The sequence below is a fragment of the Methylobacterium sp. 1973 genome (genome assembly GCF_040545035.1).
In the GTDB taxonomy this organism is placed as follows: Bacteria; Pseudomonadota; Alphaproteobacteria; order Rhizobiales; family Beijerinckiaceae; genus Methylobacterium; species Methylobacterium fujisawaense.
The window spans coordinates 724,671-739,011 of the sequence record NZ_JBEPLA010000001.1 but is presented as its reverse complement, the minus strand read 5'-3'; the positions used below and the strand labels follow the sequence as shown (position 1 = coordinate 739,011).

General features: G+C 70.3%; 11 protein-coding genes. 9 read left to right on the top strand and 2 right to left on the bottom strand.

The genetic code is table 11. The features are described 5' to 3' along the window. The first annotated feature begins 170 nt into the window (after positions 1–170). The 3 genes from hflK to ABIC70_RS03580 all read left to right on the top strand — a co-directional run bounded on the left by hflK (position 171) and on the right by ABIC70_RS03580 (position 3,984). A complete protein-coding gene (hflK, locus tag ABIC70_RS03590) occupies positions 171–1,355 on the top strand; it encodes an FtsH protease activity modulator HflK (protein WP_043348254.1) in 1,185 nt (394 codons plus the stop codon). Next, positions 1,352–2,329, top strand: a complete 978-nt coding sequence (gene hflC, locus ABIC70_RS03585) for a protease modulator HflC (RefSeq protein WP_043379318.1) — start codon at positions 1,352–1,354, stop codon at positions 2,327–2,329. Before hflK ends, hflC begins: the two co-directional genes overlap by 4 nt. Before the next feature lie 116 nt (positions 2,330–2,445). Then, positions 2,446–3,984 (top strand): DegQ family serine endoprotease, encoded by a 1,539-nt coding sequence (locus ABIC70_RS03580; RefSeq protein WP_043379315.1) that lies wholly within the window; start codon positions 2,446–2,448, stop codon positions 3,982–3,984. A 298-nt stretch (positions 3,985–4,282) separates the two neighbouring features. Here the strand turns inward: ABIC70_RS03580 and serB are convergent, their stop codons facing one another. Further along, complete coding sequence (gene serB / locus ABIC70_RS03575) at positions 4,283–5,176, bottom strand: phosphoserine phosphatase SerB (RefSeq protein WP_274926504.1); 894 nt, start codon at positions 5,174–5,176, stop codon at positions 4,283–4,285. A gap of 14 nt (positions 5,177–5,190) precedes the next feature. On the opposite strand from serB, the gene miaA reads away from it, so the two are divergent. Then, positions 5,191–6,111: a tRNA (adenosine(37)-N6)-dimethylallyltransferase MiaA gene (gene miaA / locus ABIC70_RS03570; RefSeq protein WP_053609363.1), complete on the top strand. Its 921-nt coding sequence runs from the start codon at positions 5,191–5,193 to the stop codon at positions 6,109–6,111. Between the two features lie 193 nt (positions 6,112–6,304). Here miaA and ABIC70_RS03565 read toward each other — a convergent pair whose 3' ends face one another. Next, on the bottom strand, positions 6,305–7,174 hold the full coding sequence (locus tag ABIC70_RS03565; protein ID WP_043354879.1) for an NAD(P)-dependent oxidoreductase: 870 nt from the start codon (positions 7,172–7,174) through the stop codon (positions 6,305–6,307). Between the two features lie 288 nt (positions 7,175–7,462). On the opposite strand from ABIC70_RS03565, the gene ABIC70_RS03560 reads away from it, so the two are divergent. The 5 genes from ABIC70_RS03560 to ABIC70_RS03540 all read left to right on the top strand — a co-directional run bounded on the left by ABIC70_RS03560 (position 7,463) and on the right by ABIC70_RS03540 (position 14,172). Then, positions 7,463–9,523 (top strand): carbon starvation CstA family protein, encoded by a 2,061-nt coding sequence (locus ABIC70_RS03560; protein ID WP_043379307.1) that lies wholly within the window; start codon positions 7,463–7,465, stop codon positions 9,521–9,523. Between the two features lie 10 nt (positions 9,524–9,533). After that, positions 9,534–9,755: a YbdD/YjiX family protein gene (locus ABIC70_RS03555; RefSeq protein WP_043354884.1), complete on the top strand. Its 222-nt coding sequence runs from the start codon at positions 9,534–9,536 to the stop codon at positions 9,753–9,755. A gap of 76 nt (positions 9,756–9,831) precedes the next feature. Then, on the top strand, positions 9,832–10,032 hold the full coding sequence (locus ABIC70_RS03550) for a DUF3606 domain-containing protein (protein WP_043354886.1): 201 nt from the start codon (positions 9,832–9,834) through the stop codon (positions 10,030–10,032). Positions 10,033–10,125: 93 nt separating this feature from the next. Continuing rightward, positions 10,126–10,560, top strand: a complete 435-nt coding sequence (locus ABIC70_RS03545) for a tellurite resistance TerB family protein (RefSeq protein WP_043354888.1) — start codon at positions 10,126–10,128, stop codon at positions 10,558–10,560. 339 nt (positions 10,561–10,899) lie between these two features. Then, complete coding sequence (locus ABIC70_RS03540) at positions 10,900–14,172, top strand: efflux RND transporter permease subunit (RefSeq protein ID WP_043379305.1); 3,273 nt, start codon at positions 10,900–10,902, stop codon at positions 14,170–14,172. Positions 14,173–14,341 lie beyond the last annotated feature (169 nt).

The window sequence follows — 14,341 nt, the reverse complement described above, 5'->3', positions numbered from 1 at the left end:
CATCCTGCGGGAAGATGCGTGCGTGCAGGCTCTTAAGGCTTGAGGCCGGATGCGGTCGCCTCGCGATCGATCCGGATGGCCGGGACTAGGCGGGCGAGCGTGGCCGTTCAGGCAGGGGGCGCCGGCCGGGGTATGGGCCGGGCGCGGACAGGCAGGAGACGACGTCTAGGATGCCTTGGAGCAATCAGAGCGGCGGCGGGGGCCCGTGGGGCCGGCCCGGCGGCAACGGCGGCGGTCCCTGGGGTGGTGGCGGCGGCGGCGGCAAGACGCCGCCGAATCTTGAGGACCTGCTCCGGCGCGGGCAGGACCGCCTGCGCGGTCTGATCCCGGGCGGCGGTGGCGGCTCGGGCGGCTACGGGGGCGGCGGCGCGCAGGGCGTCGGCGGCGGCCGCAGCGCGGCGGTGATCGCCGTGCTCGCCGTCGCGATCTGGCTCGCCACCGGCTTCTACACCGTCTACCCCCGTCAGGTCGGCATCGAGACGATCTTCGGCCGCTATGTCGGCACCAAGGGCGAGGGCCTGCGCTACAACTTCCCCTATCCGATCGGCGGGGTTGTGAAGCCGGATGTCGGCTCCCAGAACTCGATCCAGATCGGTTTCCGCGCCGGTCCGAACGGCCAGGGCCGCACCCGCGACGTGCCGGACGAGAGCCTGATGCTCACCGGCGACGAGAACATCGTCGATCTCGATTTCGAGGTGCAGTGGCGGGTCAACCCGCTGAAGGCCTCCGACTTCGTGTTCAACCTCCAGAACCCGGAAGGCACCATCAAGGCGATCTCCGAGAGCGCGATGCGCGAGGTGATCGGCCGCCGCAACATCCAGGCGATCCTCACCAACGAGCAGTCGAGCATCGCCCAGGAGGTGAAGGAGATGGTCCAGAAGGCGCTCGACGAGTACGGCGCCGGCGTGCGCATCGAGGTGGTGCAGCTCGTCTCGGTCAATCCGCCGCCGGAGGTGCGCCCCGCCTTCATCGACGTGAACGCGGCCCAGCAGGACGCCGACACGGCGCAGAACGAGGCCAAGACCTACGCGAGCCGCGAAGTGCCGCAGGCCCGCGGCAAGGCGTCCCAGATCGTCCAGCAGGCCGAGGCCTACCGGACCAAGGCGACCGCCGACGCCACCGGCCAGGCGGCCCGCTTCAGCGAGGTCTACGCCTCCTACAAGGCCGCCCCGGCGATCAGCCGCGAGCGGATCTTCCTGGAGACGATGGAAAAGGTACTGGGGTCCGTGAACAAGGTGATCATCGACCAGAACGGGACGCAGCCCGGGGCGGCGACCGCCGCCGGCGTGCTGCCGGTGCTGCCGCTCTCGGAGTTCGGCGCCCGCGCCCAGACCCAGACGGGAGCCGCCCGATGAAGCAGGCTCTCCGCACCGGCCTGATCGCGATCGCGGCGATCGTCGCGATCGGCCTCTACGCGTCGATCTTCACCGTCGGCCAGATGCAGCAGGCCCTGGTCCTGCAGTTCGGCCGCGTCCGCGCCGTCCTCAACGCCACCGGCGAGGAGAAGCCCGGCCTGTACTTCAAGATCCCGTTCATGGAGAACGTGGTCCTGTTCGACAAGCGCGTGCTCGACCTCGACCTGCCGGTGCAGACGGTGCTCACCGCCGACCGGCAGAACCTGGAGGTGGACGCCTTCGCCCGCTACCGGATCCTCGACCCGCTCCGCTTCTACCAGGCGGTGGGCAATATCGGGCTCGCCAACCAGCGGCTCGCGAGCTTCACCAATTCCGGCCTGCGCAACGTGCTCGCCCGCTCGACCCGCGACGCCATCGTGAAGACCGACCGCGGCCAGCTGATGCACCAGATCCAGGAGGACGTGAACCGGCAGGCCAAGGCGCTGGGCATCGAGATCGTCGACCTTCGCATGACCCGCGTCGATCTGCCCGCGCAGAACTCGGCCGCCGTCTACCGGCGGATGAAGACCGAGCGCGAGCGCGAGGCCGCCGACATCCGCGCCAACGGCGACCAGATCGCCGCCACGATCCGCGCCAAGGCCGACCGCGAGGTCACGGTGATCCTCGCCGACGCGACGCAGACCTCCGAGCAGCTGCGCGGACAGGGTGACGCGGACAAGAACCGCATCCTCGCCGAGGCGTTCGGCAAGGATGCGGACTTCTTCAGCTTCTACCGCTCGATGCAGGCCTACGAGAGCGGGCTGAAGGGATCCGACACCCGTCTGGTGATCAGCCCGACCTCGGACTTCTTCCGGTACTTCAGCGACCCGCAGGGCCGGCCCCCGGCCCCGGCGGCCCGCGGGCCGCGCGGACCGGCCGATCCGAGCGCCGCCACCGGGTCCACCACCGGGTCCGCGGCCGGGACGGCACGCTGATCGGGATGCGAGTTGGCGCCCCGGCGTCCGGAGACTACCTTGCAGGAAAACCCGCGGGCCCCCGATCATCGGTCGAGGCCCGCGGCGCCGGAAACGCGTTCTTGAAGAGGTCGACCATGCACCCCGTCGCGAGCGCCCCCGTGGCGCCCTTCGGCCGCGCCACCGCGCAGCCTCGTTCCCGCGCCCGCGCGCTGATGGCCTCGATCCTGATCGGCGCCTCCGTAGCCGCGGCCGCCCTGCCGGTTCCCGCCCTCGCCAAGGGGCCGGCCTCGCTCGCGGATCTCGCCGAGCAGGTCACCGACGCGGTGGTCAACATCTCCGCCTCCACCACCGTGGAGGCCCGCGGCGGTCGCGCCATGCCGCAGGTCCCCCCGGGCACCCCGTTCGAGGACCTGTTCGAGGAGTTCTTCAACCGGCGCGGCGGCCGCGGCGGCGGCGGTGGTGACGGCGAGGCGCCGCGCGCGCAGCGCAAGTCCAATTCCCTGGGCTCCGGCTTCATCATCGACGCCGCCGGCCTCGTGGTGACGAACAACCACGTCATCGGCGACGCCAACGACATCCAGGTCATCCTGCACGACGGCACCAAGCTCAAGGCCGAGATCGTCGGCAAGGATTCGAAGATCGATCTCGCGGTCCTGCGCGTGAAGCCCCCGGCCGATCACCCGCTGAAGGCGGTGCCGTTCGGCGATTCGGACAAGATGCGCCCGGGCGACTGGGTCATCGCCATCGGCAATCCGTTCGGGCTCGGCGGCTCGGTCTCGGCCGGCATCGTCTCGGCCCGGGGCCGCAACATCGAGTCCGGACCCTACGACAACTACATTCAGACCGACGCGGCCATCAACAAGGGCAATTCCGGCGGTCCGCTGTTCAACATGGACGGCGAGGTGATCGGCATCAACACGGCGATCCTGTCGCCGACCGGCGGCTCGGTGGGCATCGGCTTCGCGGTCCCGTCGGGTACGGCCAAGCCCGTGATCGATCAGCTCCGCGATTTCGGCGAGGTCCGCCGCGGCTGGCTCGGCGTCCGCATCCAGAACGTCGACGACACCACCGCCGAGGCGCTCAACCTCAAGGGCGGGGCGCGGGGCGCCCTGGTGGCCGGCGTCGACGAGAAGGGTCCGGCCAAGACCGCCGGGATCGAGGTCGGCGACGTGATCCTGAAGTTCAACGGTGCGCCGGTGAAGGCCTCCGGCGACCTGCCGCGGATCGTGGCCTCGACCCCCGTGGGTCAGAAGGTCGACGTGGTCGTGGTCCGCAAGGGCGAGGAGGTGACGAAGCCCGTCACCCTCGGCCGCCTGGAGGACAGCGACAAGCCGCAGCTCGCCAACCTGCGCCAGCCGGAGCCCGAGAGCGCCACCCGGCAGGCGCTGGGCCTCAACCTCTCCGGCATGACCGACGAGCTGCGCAAGAAGTTCTCCATCAAGGACACCGTGAAGGGCGTGGTCGTCACCCGGGTCGACCCGAACTCGACGGCGGCCGACAAGCGGATCCAGCCCGGCGAGGTGATCGTCGAGGTCGGCCAGGAGGCGGTGAGCACCCCGGCGGAGGTGACCAAGCGGATCGACGCCCTGAAGAAGGACGGGCGCAAGTCGGTGCTGCTGCTGGTGGCGAGCGCCACCGGCGACGTCCGTTTCGTGGCCGTCGGGCTGGACTGAGCCCTATCACCCGCGAGATCGAAGGCCGTCGCTTCGCGAGGAGCGGCGGCCTTCCTGCGTTCAGGACACCCGTGGTGCCGCAGCGCGGCACGCCGGTGCCGCGAGGCGCAGCGGTTCGCGAACCAACCGGAGATCGAGAAGCTCCGCGTATCGACACGCTCTGACATCGCGGCCACGATGGGCGCCGTCGCCTGCGCGAAGGTCGAGCCGGTGCGCCGGCGGGTCGGTGCGACCGGCGTTCAGGCCCCGGCCGTTCCGGGCGCGGTCCGCGCCCCGACCCGCACCCTTCAGTGAGGGCTCACCCCACGAACTCCGCCGCCGCATAGCCCTGCAGGTACAGGAGCGCGGTGAGGTCGCCGTGCTCGACCCGGACCCGCGCCGCGGCGGCGACCGCGGGCTTCGCGCGGAACGCCACGCCGAGGCCGGCCTCGGTCAGCATGTCGAGATCGTTGGCCCCGTCGCCCACCGCCAGCGTCTCCGCAGGGCCGAGGGACAGCGCCTCACGGAGTTCGATCAGCGCCGCGCGCTTCTCGGCCTTCCCGACGATCGGATCCTCCACGAAGCCGGTGAGCCGTCCGTCCGCCACGCCCAACAGGTTGGACCGGTGCTCATCGAAGCCGATCATCGCCGCGATCGGGCCGGTGAACAGGGTGAAGCCGCCCGAGACCAGGCAGGTGTGGGCGCCGTGCGCCCGCATCGTCCGCACCAGGGTGCGGCCGCCCGGGGTCAGGGTCAGGTGCTCGGCGATCAGCCCGTCGACCGCACCGACCGGGATGTCCTTCAGGAGCGCCACGCGCTCGCGCAGCGCCGGCTCGAAGGCGATCTCCCCGCGCATCGCCCGCTCGGTGATCGTCGCGACATGCTCCTTGAGGCCGAGCGTTCCGGCGAGCTCGTCGATGCATTCCTGCTCGATCATGGTGGAATCCATGTCGGCCAGGAACAGGCGCTTGCGCCGGTGCGCGTCGGCGGGGAGCACGGCGAGGTCGATGGGTTCACCGGCGAGGGCCGTCCGCAGCGCGTCGGTGAGGGACGCCGCGGCGGCGGGCTCGCCCGGGACGAGCAACTCAGCCGCCACCGCGCCGTGCAGGATCCGGGGCTGGTGCTCCGTCCGCAGCACCGCGCGGGCCTCGGCCAGCACCGCATCGGTGATGGACGGCCGATCCGGGTTTGCTATCAGGACCGCGACCAGCATCGTGGAGTTTCACCTTGCCGCCAGACCGGGAGGAAGCCGGGGGGCGCCCGGCGGCGATCCTCATCGCAGGGCCCACCGCGTCGGGCAAGTCGGCGCTGGCCGCCCGGCTGGCGGAGCGTCACGGCGGCGTGGTGATCAACACCGATTCCATGCAGGTCTACGGCGACCTGCGGCGCCTCACCGCCCGGCCCGACCCGGACGAGGAGGCACGGGTGCCCCACCGGCTCTACGGGCATGTCGACGGCGCCGTGAACTATTCCGTGGGGCATTTTTCACGGGATGTGGCGGCGCTGCTGACGACGCTCGGCGGGCAAAGGCCGGTCTTCGTCGGCGGCACGGGCCTGTACTTCCGGGCGCTGGAGCAGGGGTTTTCGGAGCTGCCGCCGGTGCCCGAGGCCGTGCGCGCGCAGGTGCGGGCGGAGGCCGAGGGCCGTCCCACCGAGGCGCTGCACGCCGACCTCGCCCGCCACGATCCCGAGGGCGCCGCCCGCCTGCGCCCGAGCGACCGGATGCGGGTGATGCGGGCCCTGGAGATTTTTCTCGCGACTGGCCGGCCGATCGCGAGCTTCTACGGCGATCCGATACCCGGGCCGCTCGCCGGGTGGGCCCTCGAAAAAATCTTCCTGGCCCCCGACCGCGCGGTGTTGCGCGCCCGCATCGACGCCCGCTTCCGGACCATGATCGCCGAAGGGGCGCTGGACGAGGTCGCCCGCCTGCACAGGCGAAACCTCGACCCGCTGCTGCCGGTGATGCGCGCCCACGGCGTGCCGGGCCTGATCGCGTATCTCGAGGGGGCGATCGGACTCGAGGAGGCGATCGTCCGGGGACAGGCGGATACCCGGGCCTACGCCAAGCGCCAGTTCACGTGGTTCCGCCACCAGATGGGGGAGGACTGGCGCTGGATGGATCCGGAGGAGGCCGCGGCGGCGCTGTGAGGCTTCCCGCGGGCTCCCTCCCCGTGCGGGTGAGGGAGCCCGGCTTCCGGAGAAGGCAGGGCCTGCACGCGGGGCAGAATCCTGTTCTGTACGGATGCTGTCCTCGCCCGACACCCCCTCCCGCGACGGGGCGAGGGAGGGGGCACACGGGGCCGTTTCCGACCCCTCCGGACCGCGAGGGGAGCTGCCGCCCTCAGCGCTCCAGCCGGGCCACGAGGCTCGACGTGTCCCAGCGGTTGCCGCCCATGGCCTGAACCTCGGCGTAGAATTGGTCCACCAGCGCCGAGACCGGCAGCTTGGCGCCGTTGCGGCGGGCCTCGTCCAGCAGGATGCCGAGATCCTTGCGCATCCAGTCGACCGCGAAGCCGAAGTCGAACTTGCCCGCGTTCATGGTCTTGCCGCGGTTCTCCATCTGCCAGGAGCCGGCGGCGCCCTTGGAGATCACGTCGAGCACCGCTTCCACGTCGAGGCCGGCGCGCTTGGCGAAGTGGACGCCCTCGGAGAGGCCCTGGACGAGGCCGGCGATGCAGATCTGGTTGACCATCTTGGTGAGCTGGCCGGCGCCCGCCGGGCCCATCAGCCGGCAGGCCCGGGCGAAGGACCCGATCGCGCCCTCGACCTTGGCGTAGGTCGCCGCGTCGCCGCCGCACATCACGGTCAGCACCCCGTTCTCGGCGCCGGCCTGGCCGCCGGAGACCGGCGCGTCGATGAAGCCGAGCCCCTTGGCCTCCGCGGCCGCGGCCAGTTCCCGGGCCACCTCGGCGGAGGCGGTGGTGTGGTCCACGAAGACCGCGCCCGGCGTCATGCCGGCGAGCGCCCCGTCGTCGCCCAGCACGACGCTGCGCAGGTCGTCGTCGTTGCCCACGCAGGCGAAGACGATCTCGGCGCCCTCGGCGGCCTGCCGGGGCGTGGGGGCGAAGGCACCGCCATAGGTCTTCACCCAGGCTTCCGCCTTCGGCGTGGTGCGGTTGTAGACGGTGACGTCGTGGCCACCCTTCTTGGCGAGGTGGCCGGCCATCGGCCCGCCCATCACGCCGAGACCCAGGAATGCGACCTTCGCCATGGTTGTCCGCTCCTCGCAGGCCCGGACCGCGCCGGCGCCCTTCCTTCTCCGACGGCGGACGGCGACGGAGCTCGGCAGCCTGGCCGTGAAGGGGGTCGGGGCCGGGCCGGAGACCCGATGTGACACATTGGGCGTCGTGCCGCCGCCGACGCTGCATCACAGCTCGGATCGCTTGCGTCAACGGCGGACGAATAGGATAACCCGCCCGTGTAGCCCGGGACCACGAAGTCCCAGCCGGAGCCCCCGCGCGTGGCCCCGTGCGCGAGGCGGTCGGTCAGGGAGTGGGACATGGGTACGGCGCTCGGCAGGCATGGGCCATGGGCCCTCGTGGGCGCCCTCGGCGCCGCGGCGCTGGCGATCGTGGCGAGCCAGCGGGGCGAGACCATCAACGCCCTCTGGGTCGTGGTCGCGGCGGTCTGCGTCTACCTGATCGCCTACCGCTACTATTCCCAGTTCATCGCCGACAAGGTGATGCGCCTCGACCCGAAGCGCATGACGCCGGCCGTGCGGCACAATGACGGTCTCGATTACGTCCCCACCAACCGCGGCGTCCTGTTCGGCCACCACTTCGCGGCGATCGCGGGCGCGGGCCCGCTGGTCGGCCCGGTGCTCGCCGCCCAGATGGGCTACCTGCCCGGCATGCTCTGGATCCTGGCCGGCGTGGTCCTCGCCGGCGCCGTGCAGGACTTCATGGTCCTGTTCGTGTCGATGCGCCGGGACGGCCGGTCGCTCGGCGAGCTGATCCGGGCCGAGCTCGGGACGATTCCCGGCATCATCGCGCTGTTCGGCACCTTCCTGATCATGGTGATCCTGCTGGCCGTGCTGGCCCTCATCGTGGTCAAGGCGCTCGCCGAGAGCCCCTGGGGCACCTTCACGGTGATGTCGACGATCCCGATCGCCATGCTGATGGGCGTCTATTCCCGCTATATCCGGCCCGGCAAGATCGGCGAGGTCTCGATCCTGGGCTTCGTCCTGCTGATGCTGGCGATCGTGGCCGGCGGCTCGGTGGCGGCGAGCCCGGTCTGGGGACCGGCCTTCACCTTCACGGGCCCGCAGCTCTGCTGGATGCTGATCGGCTACGGCTTCGTCGCCTCGATCCTGCCGGTCTGGCTGCTCCTCGCCCCGCGCGACTACCTGTCGACCTTCCTCAAGATCGGCACCATCGTGGGCCTCGCCCTCGGCATCGCCGTCGTGGCGCCGCACATGCAGATGCCGGCGGTCACCAAGTTCGTCGACGGCACCGGCCCGGTCTGGGCGGGCAGCCTGTTCCCGTTCCTGTTCATCACCATCGCGTGCGGCGCGGTCTCGGGCTTCCACGCCCTGATCTCGTCGGGCACCACCCCGAAGCTGATCGCCAGCGAGGCCGATGCCCGCTTCATCGGCTACGGCGGCATGCTGATGGAGTCCTTCGTGGCGATCATGGCGCTGGTCTCGGCCTGCGTGATCGACCCCGGCGTCTACTTCACCATGAACTCGCCCGCCGCCCTGCTCGGCACCACGCCCGAGACCGCCGCCGCCGCGGTGACCAAGCTCGGCTTCGCCACCACCCCGGAGGTGATCACCCAGACCGCCGCCGATGTCGGCGAGCACACGATCATCTCCCGCGCCGGCGGCGCCCCGACGCTCGCGGTGGGCATGGCCCACATCATCTCGTCGGCCATCGGCGGCAAGGCGATGATGGCCTTCTGGTACCATTTCGCGATCCTGTTCGAGGCGCTGTTCATCCTCACGGCCGTGGACGCGGGCACCCGCGCCTGCCGGTTCATGGTGCAGGATCTGGTCGCGCTGGCGGTGCCGTCGTTCAAGAACACCACGTCGTGGGGGCCGAGTATCGCGGCCACCGCCATCTCGGTGGGGGCCTGGGGCTACTTCCTCTACCAGGGGGTGACCGACCCGCTCGGCGGCATCAACACCCTGTGGCCGCTCTTCGGCATCTCGAACCAGATGCTGGCCGCGGTGGCGCTGACGCTCTGCACGGTGGTGATCTTCAAGATGAAGCGCGAGCGCTACGCGTTCGTGACCATCATCCCGACCGCGTGGCTGTGCATCTGCACCCTCACGGCCGGCTGGCAGAAGATCTTCTCCGCCGATCCGAAGATCGGCTTCCTGGCGCACGCCCAGCGCTACGCGGCCGCCGCCGCGGAGGGCAAGATCCTGGCCCCGGCCAAGAACGCCGACCAGATGAGCCAGATCATCCTCAACGACCGGATCGACGCGGTGCTGGCGGCCCTGTTCATCGGCCTCGTCGTCGCCATCGCGGGCTTCGGCATCGCCGCCTGCCTGAAGGCGTGGCGCGCGGATCGCTGGACCGCCCTGGAGACCGAGCCCCACATGGTCCCGGCGGAGTAGGGGGAGGGCCATGCGGCAGCCGTCGAACCTGCGGGATCGCCTCCGGACGCTGTCCAAATGCGTCTGCGACGGCGCCCGTCTGATGGTGGGGCAGGGGGACTACGCGGCCTATGCCGAGCATGTCCGCCGCACCCATCCGGACCAGGCGCCGATGACCGAGGTGGAGTTCTTCCGCAACCGGGAGAACGCCCGCTTCGGCGTCGGCAACACCGCGGGCTTCCGCTGCTGCTGAGCGCGGACCCGATGCGGCCCGGCCGGCGTTCTCCAGGCCGGAGGGCCGCCCCGCCCTCGCGAGACGCGGAGCACCGATGACCGACGAGAGCGTGCAGGCCCCGATCGAGCCCCGGGCCGTCAACATCGCCCATGCCTGGGAGCGGGCCTACTGGGCGCGCCGGTTCATGGTTCCGGTGGAGCAGGTCGAGGCCGCCGTGGCGGCGGTCGGCGACGATCCGGCCCGCGTGGCGGCCCATCTCGGGCGGGACTGGCCGGGCCACGAGCCCGCCACCTGAGCGCTCGTCCTCCACGATCCCGGGCTTAAGCTCGGCCGCATCTTGACTCGGCGGCCACAATATCCGCCATCTCAGGCCCGACGGGAGGTCGGCATGAGCATTTTCCAAGACGCCATCCTTCGGTTTGGCCGCACGATCATGTCGTATGCGGGCGACGCGGTCTTCCTGCAGGCTGCGGTTTCGTCCGCCGCCAACGTCATCGTGGCGGATGGGGACGTGGGCGAGGAGGAGATCGAGTCGGCCATCACCGGCATTCGCGCCAACCCGATCCTCGAGAAGTCGTACGACACGCTGCGCGTCGAGCAGGAGCTCTATGAGGCGATCGCCCGAGCCAAGACCCGGGCCGGGCGCATTGAGAACCTGCGCCACGTCGGCGCCATCGCGGAACGGCCGATCGAGCAGCGCCAGGACGTGTTCCTGATCGGCGCCGACGTGGCCGATATCGACGGGATCAGCGCGGTCGAGCACAAGGCGCTCGACGAGATCGCCGCCGCGCTGCAGGTCGACAAGTCCGCGCTGCTGCGGTGATCCAGAGGGCGCAGCGCCCGGCAGGCGCGGGGACGCTGCGCCGAGATGTCTCGCCAACCCGCCCCCTCATCCTGAAGGGCCGGAGCGCCGCGGAGGCCTCGAAGCAGACCGCCAGTCGGCGCCGCGATCCCTGGCGCCCGCCTTCGAGTCCCGCGACGCGGGCACCGCAGGATGACGGCGCAGCGGGATGCGGGGCATGAGAGGGGGGCGACCGCAACCCTGCGGCGATGCGGTCCGGCCCTTGCTTGACCGGACGTGATCGCGAAACAATCCGGGTCTAGCCGGTGAGCCGGTACACAGCGCGGAATTGCCGGCCCGCGGCCGGCCGGCGGAGACCGCATGGGCCTCGTCCTCTACGCCCTCAAGTTCCGGATCACGACCTACGTGCTCGCCGTGCTGATGATGCTCGGCGGCGTCGGCGCGATCCTCGTCACGCCCAAGGACGTGCTGCCGGTCGTCGACATCCCGGTCGTCGTGGTGGTTTGGACCTATACCGGCCTGTCGGCGCCGGAGATGGAACAGCGCATCACGACCTACGCCGAATACGGGATCTCCAATAACGTCAACAGCATCCGACGGATGGAGTCGACGACGCTCCAGGGCACGGCGGTGCAGCGGATCTACTTCGACCCGTCCGTCAGCCTGGATCTCGCCATCGCCCAGGTGGTCTCCTCCACCAACTCGATCCGCGCCGTGATGCCCACCGGCACGCAGCCGCCGGTGATCGTGCGCTACTCCGCCTCCTCGGTGCCGGTGATCCAGCTCGCCCTGACCTCGGCCAAGCAGAGCCTCAACGAGGTCTACGACTACGCCCAGTACCGGATCCGCCAGACCCTCGCGCAGGTCCCGGGCTCGACCCTGCCGTCGCCGTTCGGCGGTGCGCCCCGGCAGATCATGGTCGATCTCGACCTCAACGCCCTCCAGGCGCTCGGCCTGACGCCGCTCGACGTCACCAACGCCATGACGGCCCAGAACCTGACGGTGCCGTCCGGCCTCGCCAAGATCGGCGAGCAGCAATATCCGGTCCAGCTCAACGGCACCCCGCCCTCGATCGAGACCCTGAACCTCGCGCCGATCAAGGTTGTGGCCGGCCAGCCCGTGCTGATGCGCGACGTCGCCTATGTCCGCGACGGCGGCCCGCCGCAGGTCAACGTGGTCAGCGCCGACGGCCAGCAGGCCGTGCTGATGCAGATCATCAAGAACGGCAACGCCTCGACGCTGAACGTCGTCAACAACGTCAAGGCGGCGATGCCGACGATCCGCGCCGCCGCCCCCGACGGCCTGTCGATCAAGCCGCTGTTCGACCAGTCGGTCTTCGTGTCGAACGCCATCGAGGGCGTGCTGCACGAGGCGCTGACCGCCGCGGCCCTGACGGGGCTGGCGATCCTGCTGTTCCTCGGCTCCTGGCGCTCGACCATCATCGTGCTGATCTCGATCCCGCTCTGCGTGATGACCTCGCTCGCGGTGCTGGCGGCGCTCGGGGAGACCATCAACGTGATGACGCTGGGCGGCCTCGCCCTGGCGGTGGGCATCCTGGTGGACGACGCCACGGTGGCGATCGAGAACACCTACCGGCTGTTCGAGGAGGGCGAGGAGTTCCGCGAGAGCGTGGTCCACGGCGCCGCCGGCATCGCCAAGCCGGCGCTGATCTCGACGCTCGCGATCTGCGCGGCCTTCACGGCGGTGTTCGCGCTGACCGACACGCCGAAATACCTGTTCACCCCGCAGGCGCTCGCGGTCGTGTTCGCGATGCTGACCTCCTACCTGCTCTCGCGCACCCTGGTGCCGCTGCTGATCGACGTGATCGTGGCGCCGGAATACCGGCAGAAGCACGCCAAGGACCGGGCGGAGCACGAGGCCCCCCGCCGGGGCCGGATCGCCCGGGCCGCCGGTCTCGTCGGCGCCCCCGTGATGCGGCTCGCCGGCTGGATCCATGGCCACTTCGAGCGCGGCTTCGCGCGGTTCCACCGGGGCTATGTCGGCCTGCTCCACGCGGTGCTGCGCCACCGGATCGTCACCGTCGGCGTCGTCGGCGGCGTGCTCGGGCTGACCGGCGTGCTGTTCGCCTTCGTGGGCCAGGATTACTTCCCGCAGATCGAGGCGAGCCAGATGACCCTGCATCTGCGCACCCGCACCGGCATGCGCATCGAGACCGCCCGGCAGGTCTTCGCCGAGGTCGAGGGTACCGTCCGCGAGGTGATCCCGGCGGATGAGATCGATCAGATCCTGCAGAATCTCGGCCTGCCGTCGAACAACTACAACTTCGCGTTCTCGGACGGCTCGTTCGTCTCCTACAATGACGGGCAGATGCTCATCAGCCTGAAGGAGGGGCACGGCCCGGTGGCCGGCTACATGAAGCGCCTGCGCGACGTGCTGATGAAGCGCTTCCCCGACGTGACCGTCTATTTCCAGCCCGCCGACATGATCACCCAGATCCTGAATTTCGGCGTCCTCACGCCGATCGACGTGCAGGTCTCAGGCCGGCACAAGGAGAAGGATCTGGAGGTCGCCCAGCGCATCGTCCAGCGGCTGAAGCACACGAAGGGCCTCGTCGACGTCCACCTGCAGCAGATCGTCAACGCGCCGCAATTCTACGTCGACGTCGACCGGCGCCTCGCCTCCGAACTCGGCCTCACCGAGCAGCAGGTGGCGCAGAACATGAACATCTCGCTGTCGGGCAGCTACCAGGTGACGCCGAACTTCTGGCCCGACCCGAAGACCGGCATCCCCTACCAGCTCTGGGTGCAGACGCCCGAATACCGCAACAGCTCACTCACCGACCTGCGCAACACGCCGATATTCGTGCGCGCGGCCGCCACCTCCGGCTCGGGCCCCGGCGTGCTCACCCTGCTCTCGAGCCTCGCCGACATCCGTCGGACGCCGACGCAGACCATGATCAGCCACGTCAACATCCAGCCGACCTTCGACATCTTCGCCTCGGTGCAGGACCGGGATCTCGGCACGGTGGCCCGCGCGATCGACGCCATCGTCCAGGACGAGCAGAAGAACCTGGAGGCGCCCGACAAGATCGTGGTGCGCGGCCAGATCGAGAACATGCGCTCGGCCTTCTTCCGCCTGGAGATCGGCCTCGGCATCGCGCTGATCGCCGTCTACCTCTTGATGGCGGTGAACTATCAGAGCTGGGGCGACCCGTTCGTGGTGATCGCGGCCCTGCCGATGGCGTTCTGCGGCATCACCTTCGCGCTGTTCGTCACCGGCACGACCTTCTCGATCCCGTCGATCTTCGGGGCGATCATGTCGGTGGGCATCGCCTCGGCGAACTCGATCCTGCTCGTCACCTTCGCCAAGGAGCACCGGGAGGCGACGGGCTGCAGCGCCCTGGAGGCGGCGATCACCGCGGGCGAGACCCGGCTCCGGCCGGTGCTGATGACCGCCTCGGCGATGTTTTTGGGCCTGATCCCGATGGCGCTGGGCACCGGCGAGGGCGGCGAGCAGAACGCGGCGCTGGCCCGCGCCGTCATGGGCGGCATCGCCTTCGCGACGCCCGCGACCCTGCTGCTGGTGCCGTTCCTCTACGTGCTGATGCGCGGCGGTCCGGCCCGGCCGGTGCAGGATTACCTGGAGCCGGAGGGGCGACCGGCGGCGGCCTGAGCGCCGGACGCGCGGCTCTCGCCTCCCTCGCGTGGGGAGGCCTTGGAGGTGGGGGTGCAGGCGGCGCCGGGACGCTCGATCCTGCACCTTCCCGAGCCCCACCCCATAAGGAGGAGGGGAAACGGCTCACCCCTCCTTGAACCCGCATTCCGGCGTGTCGTCGGCGTTG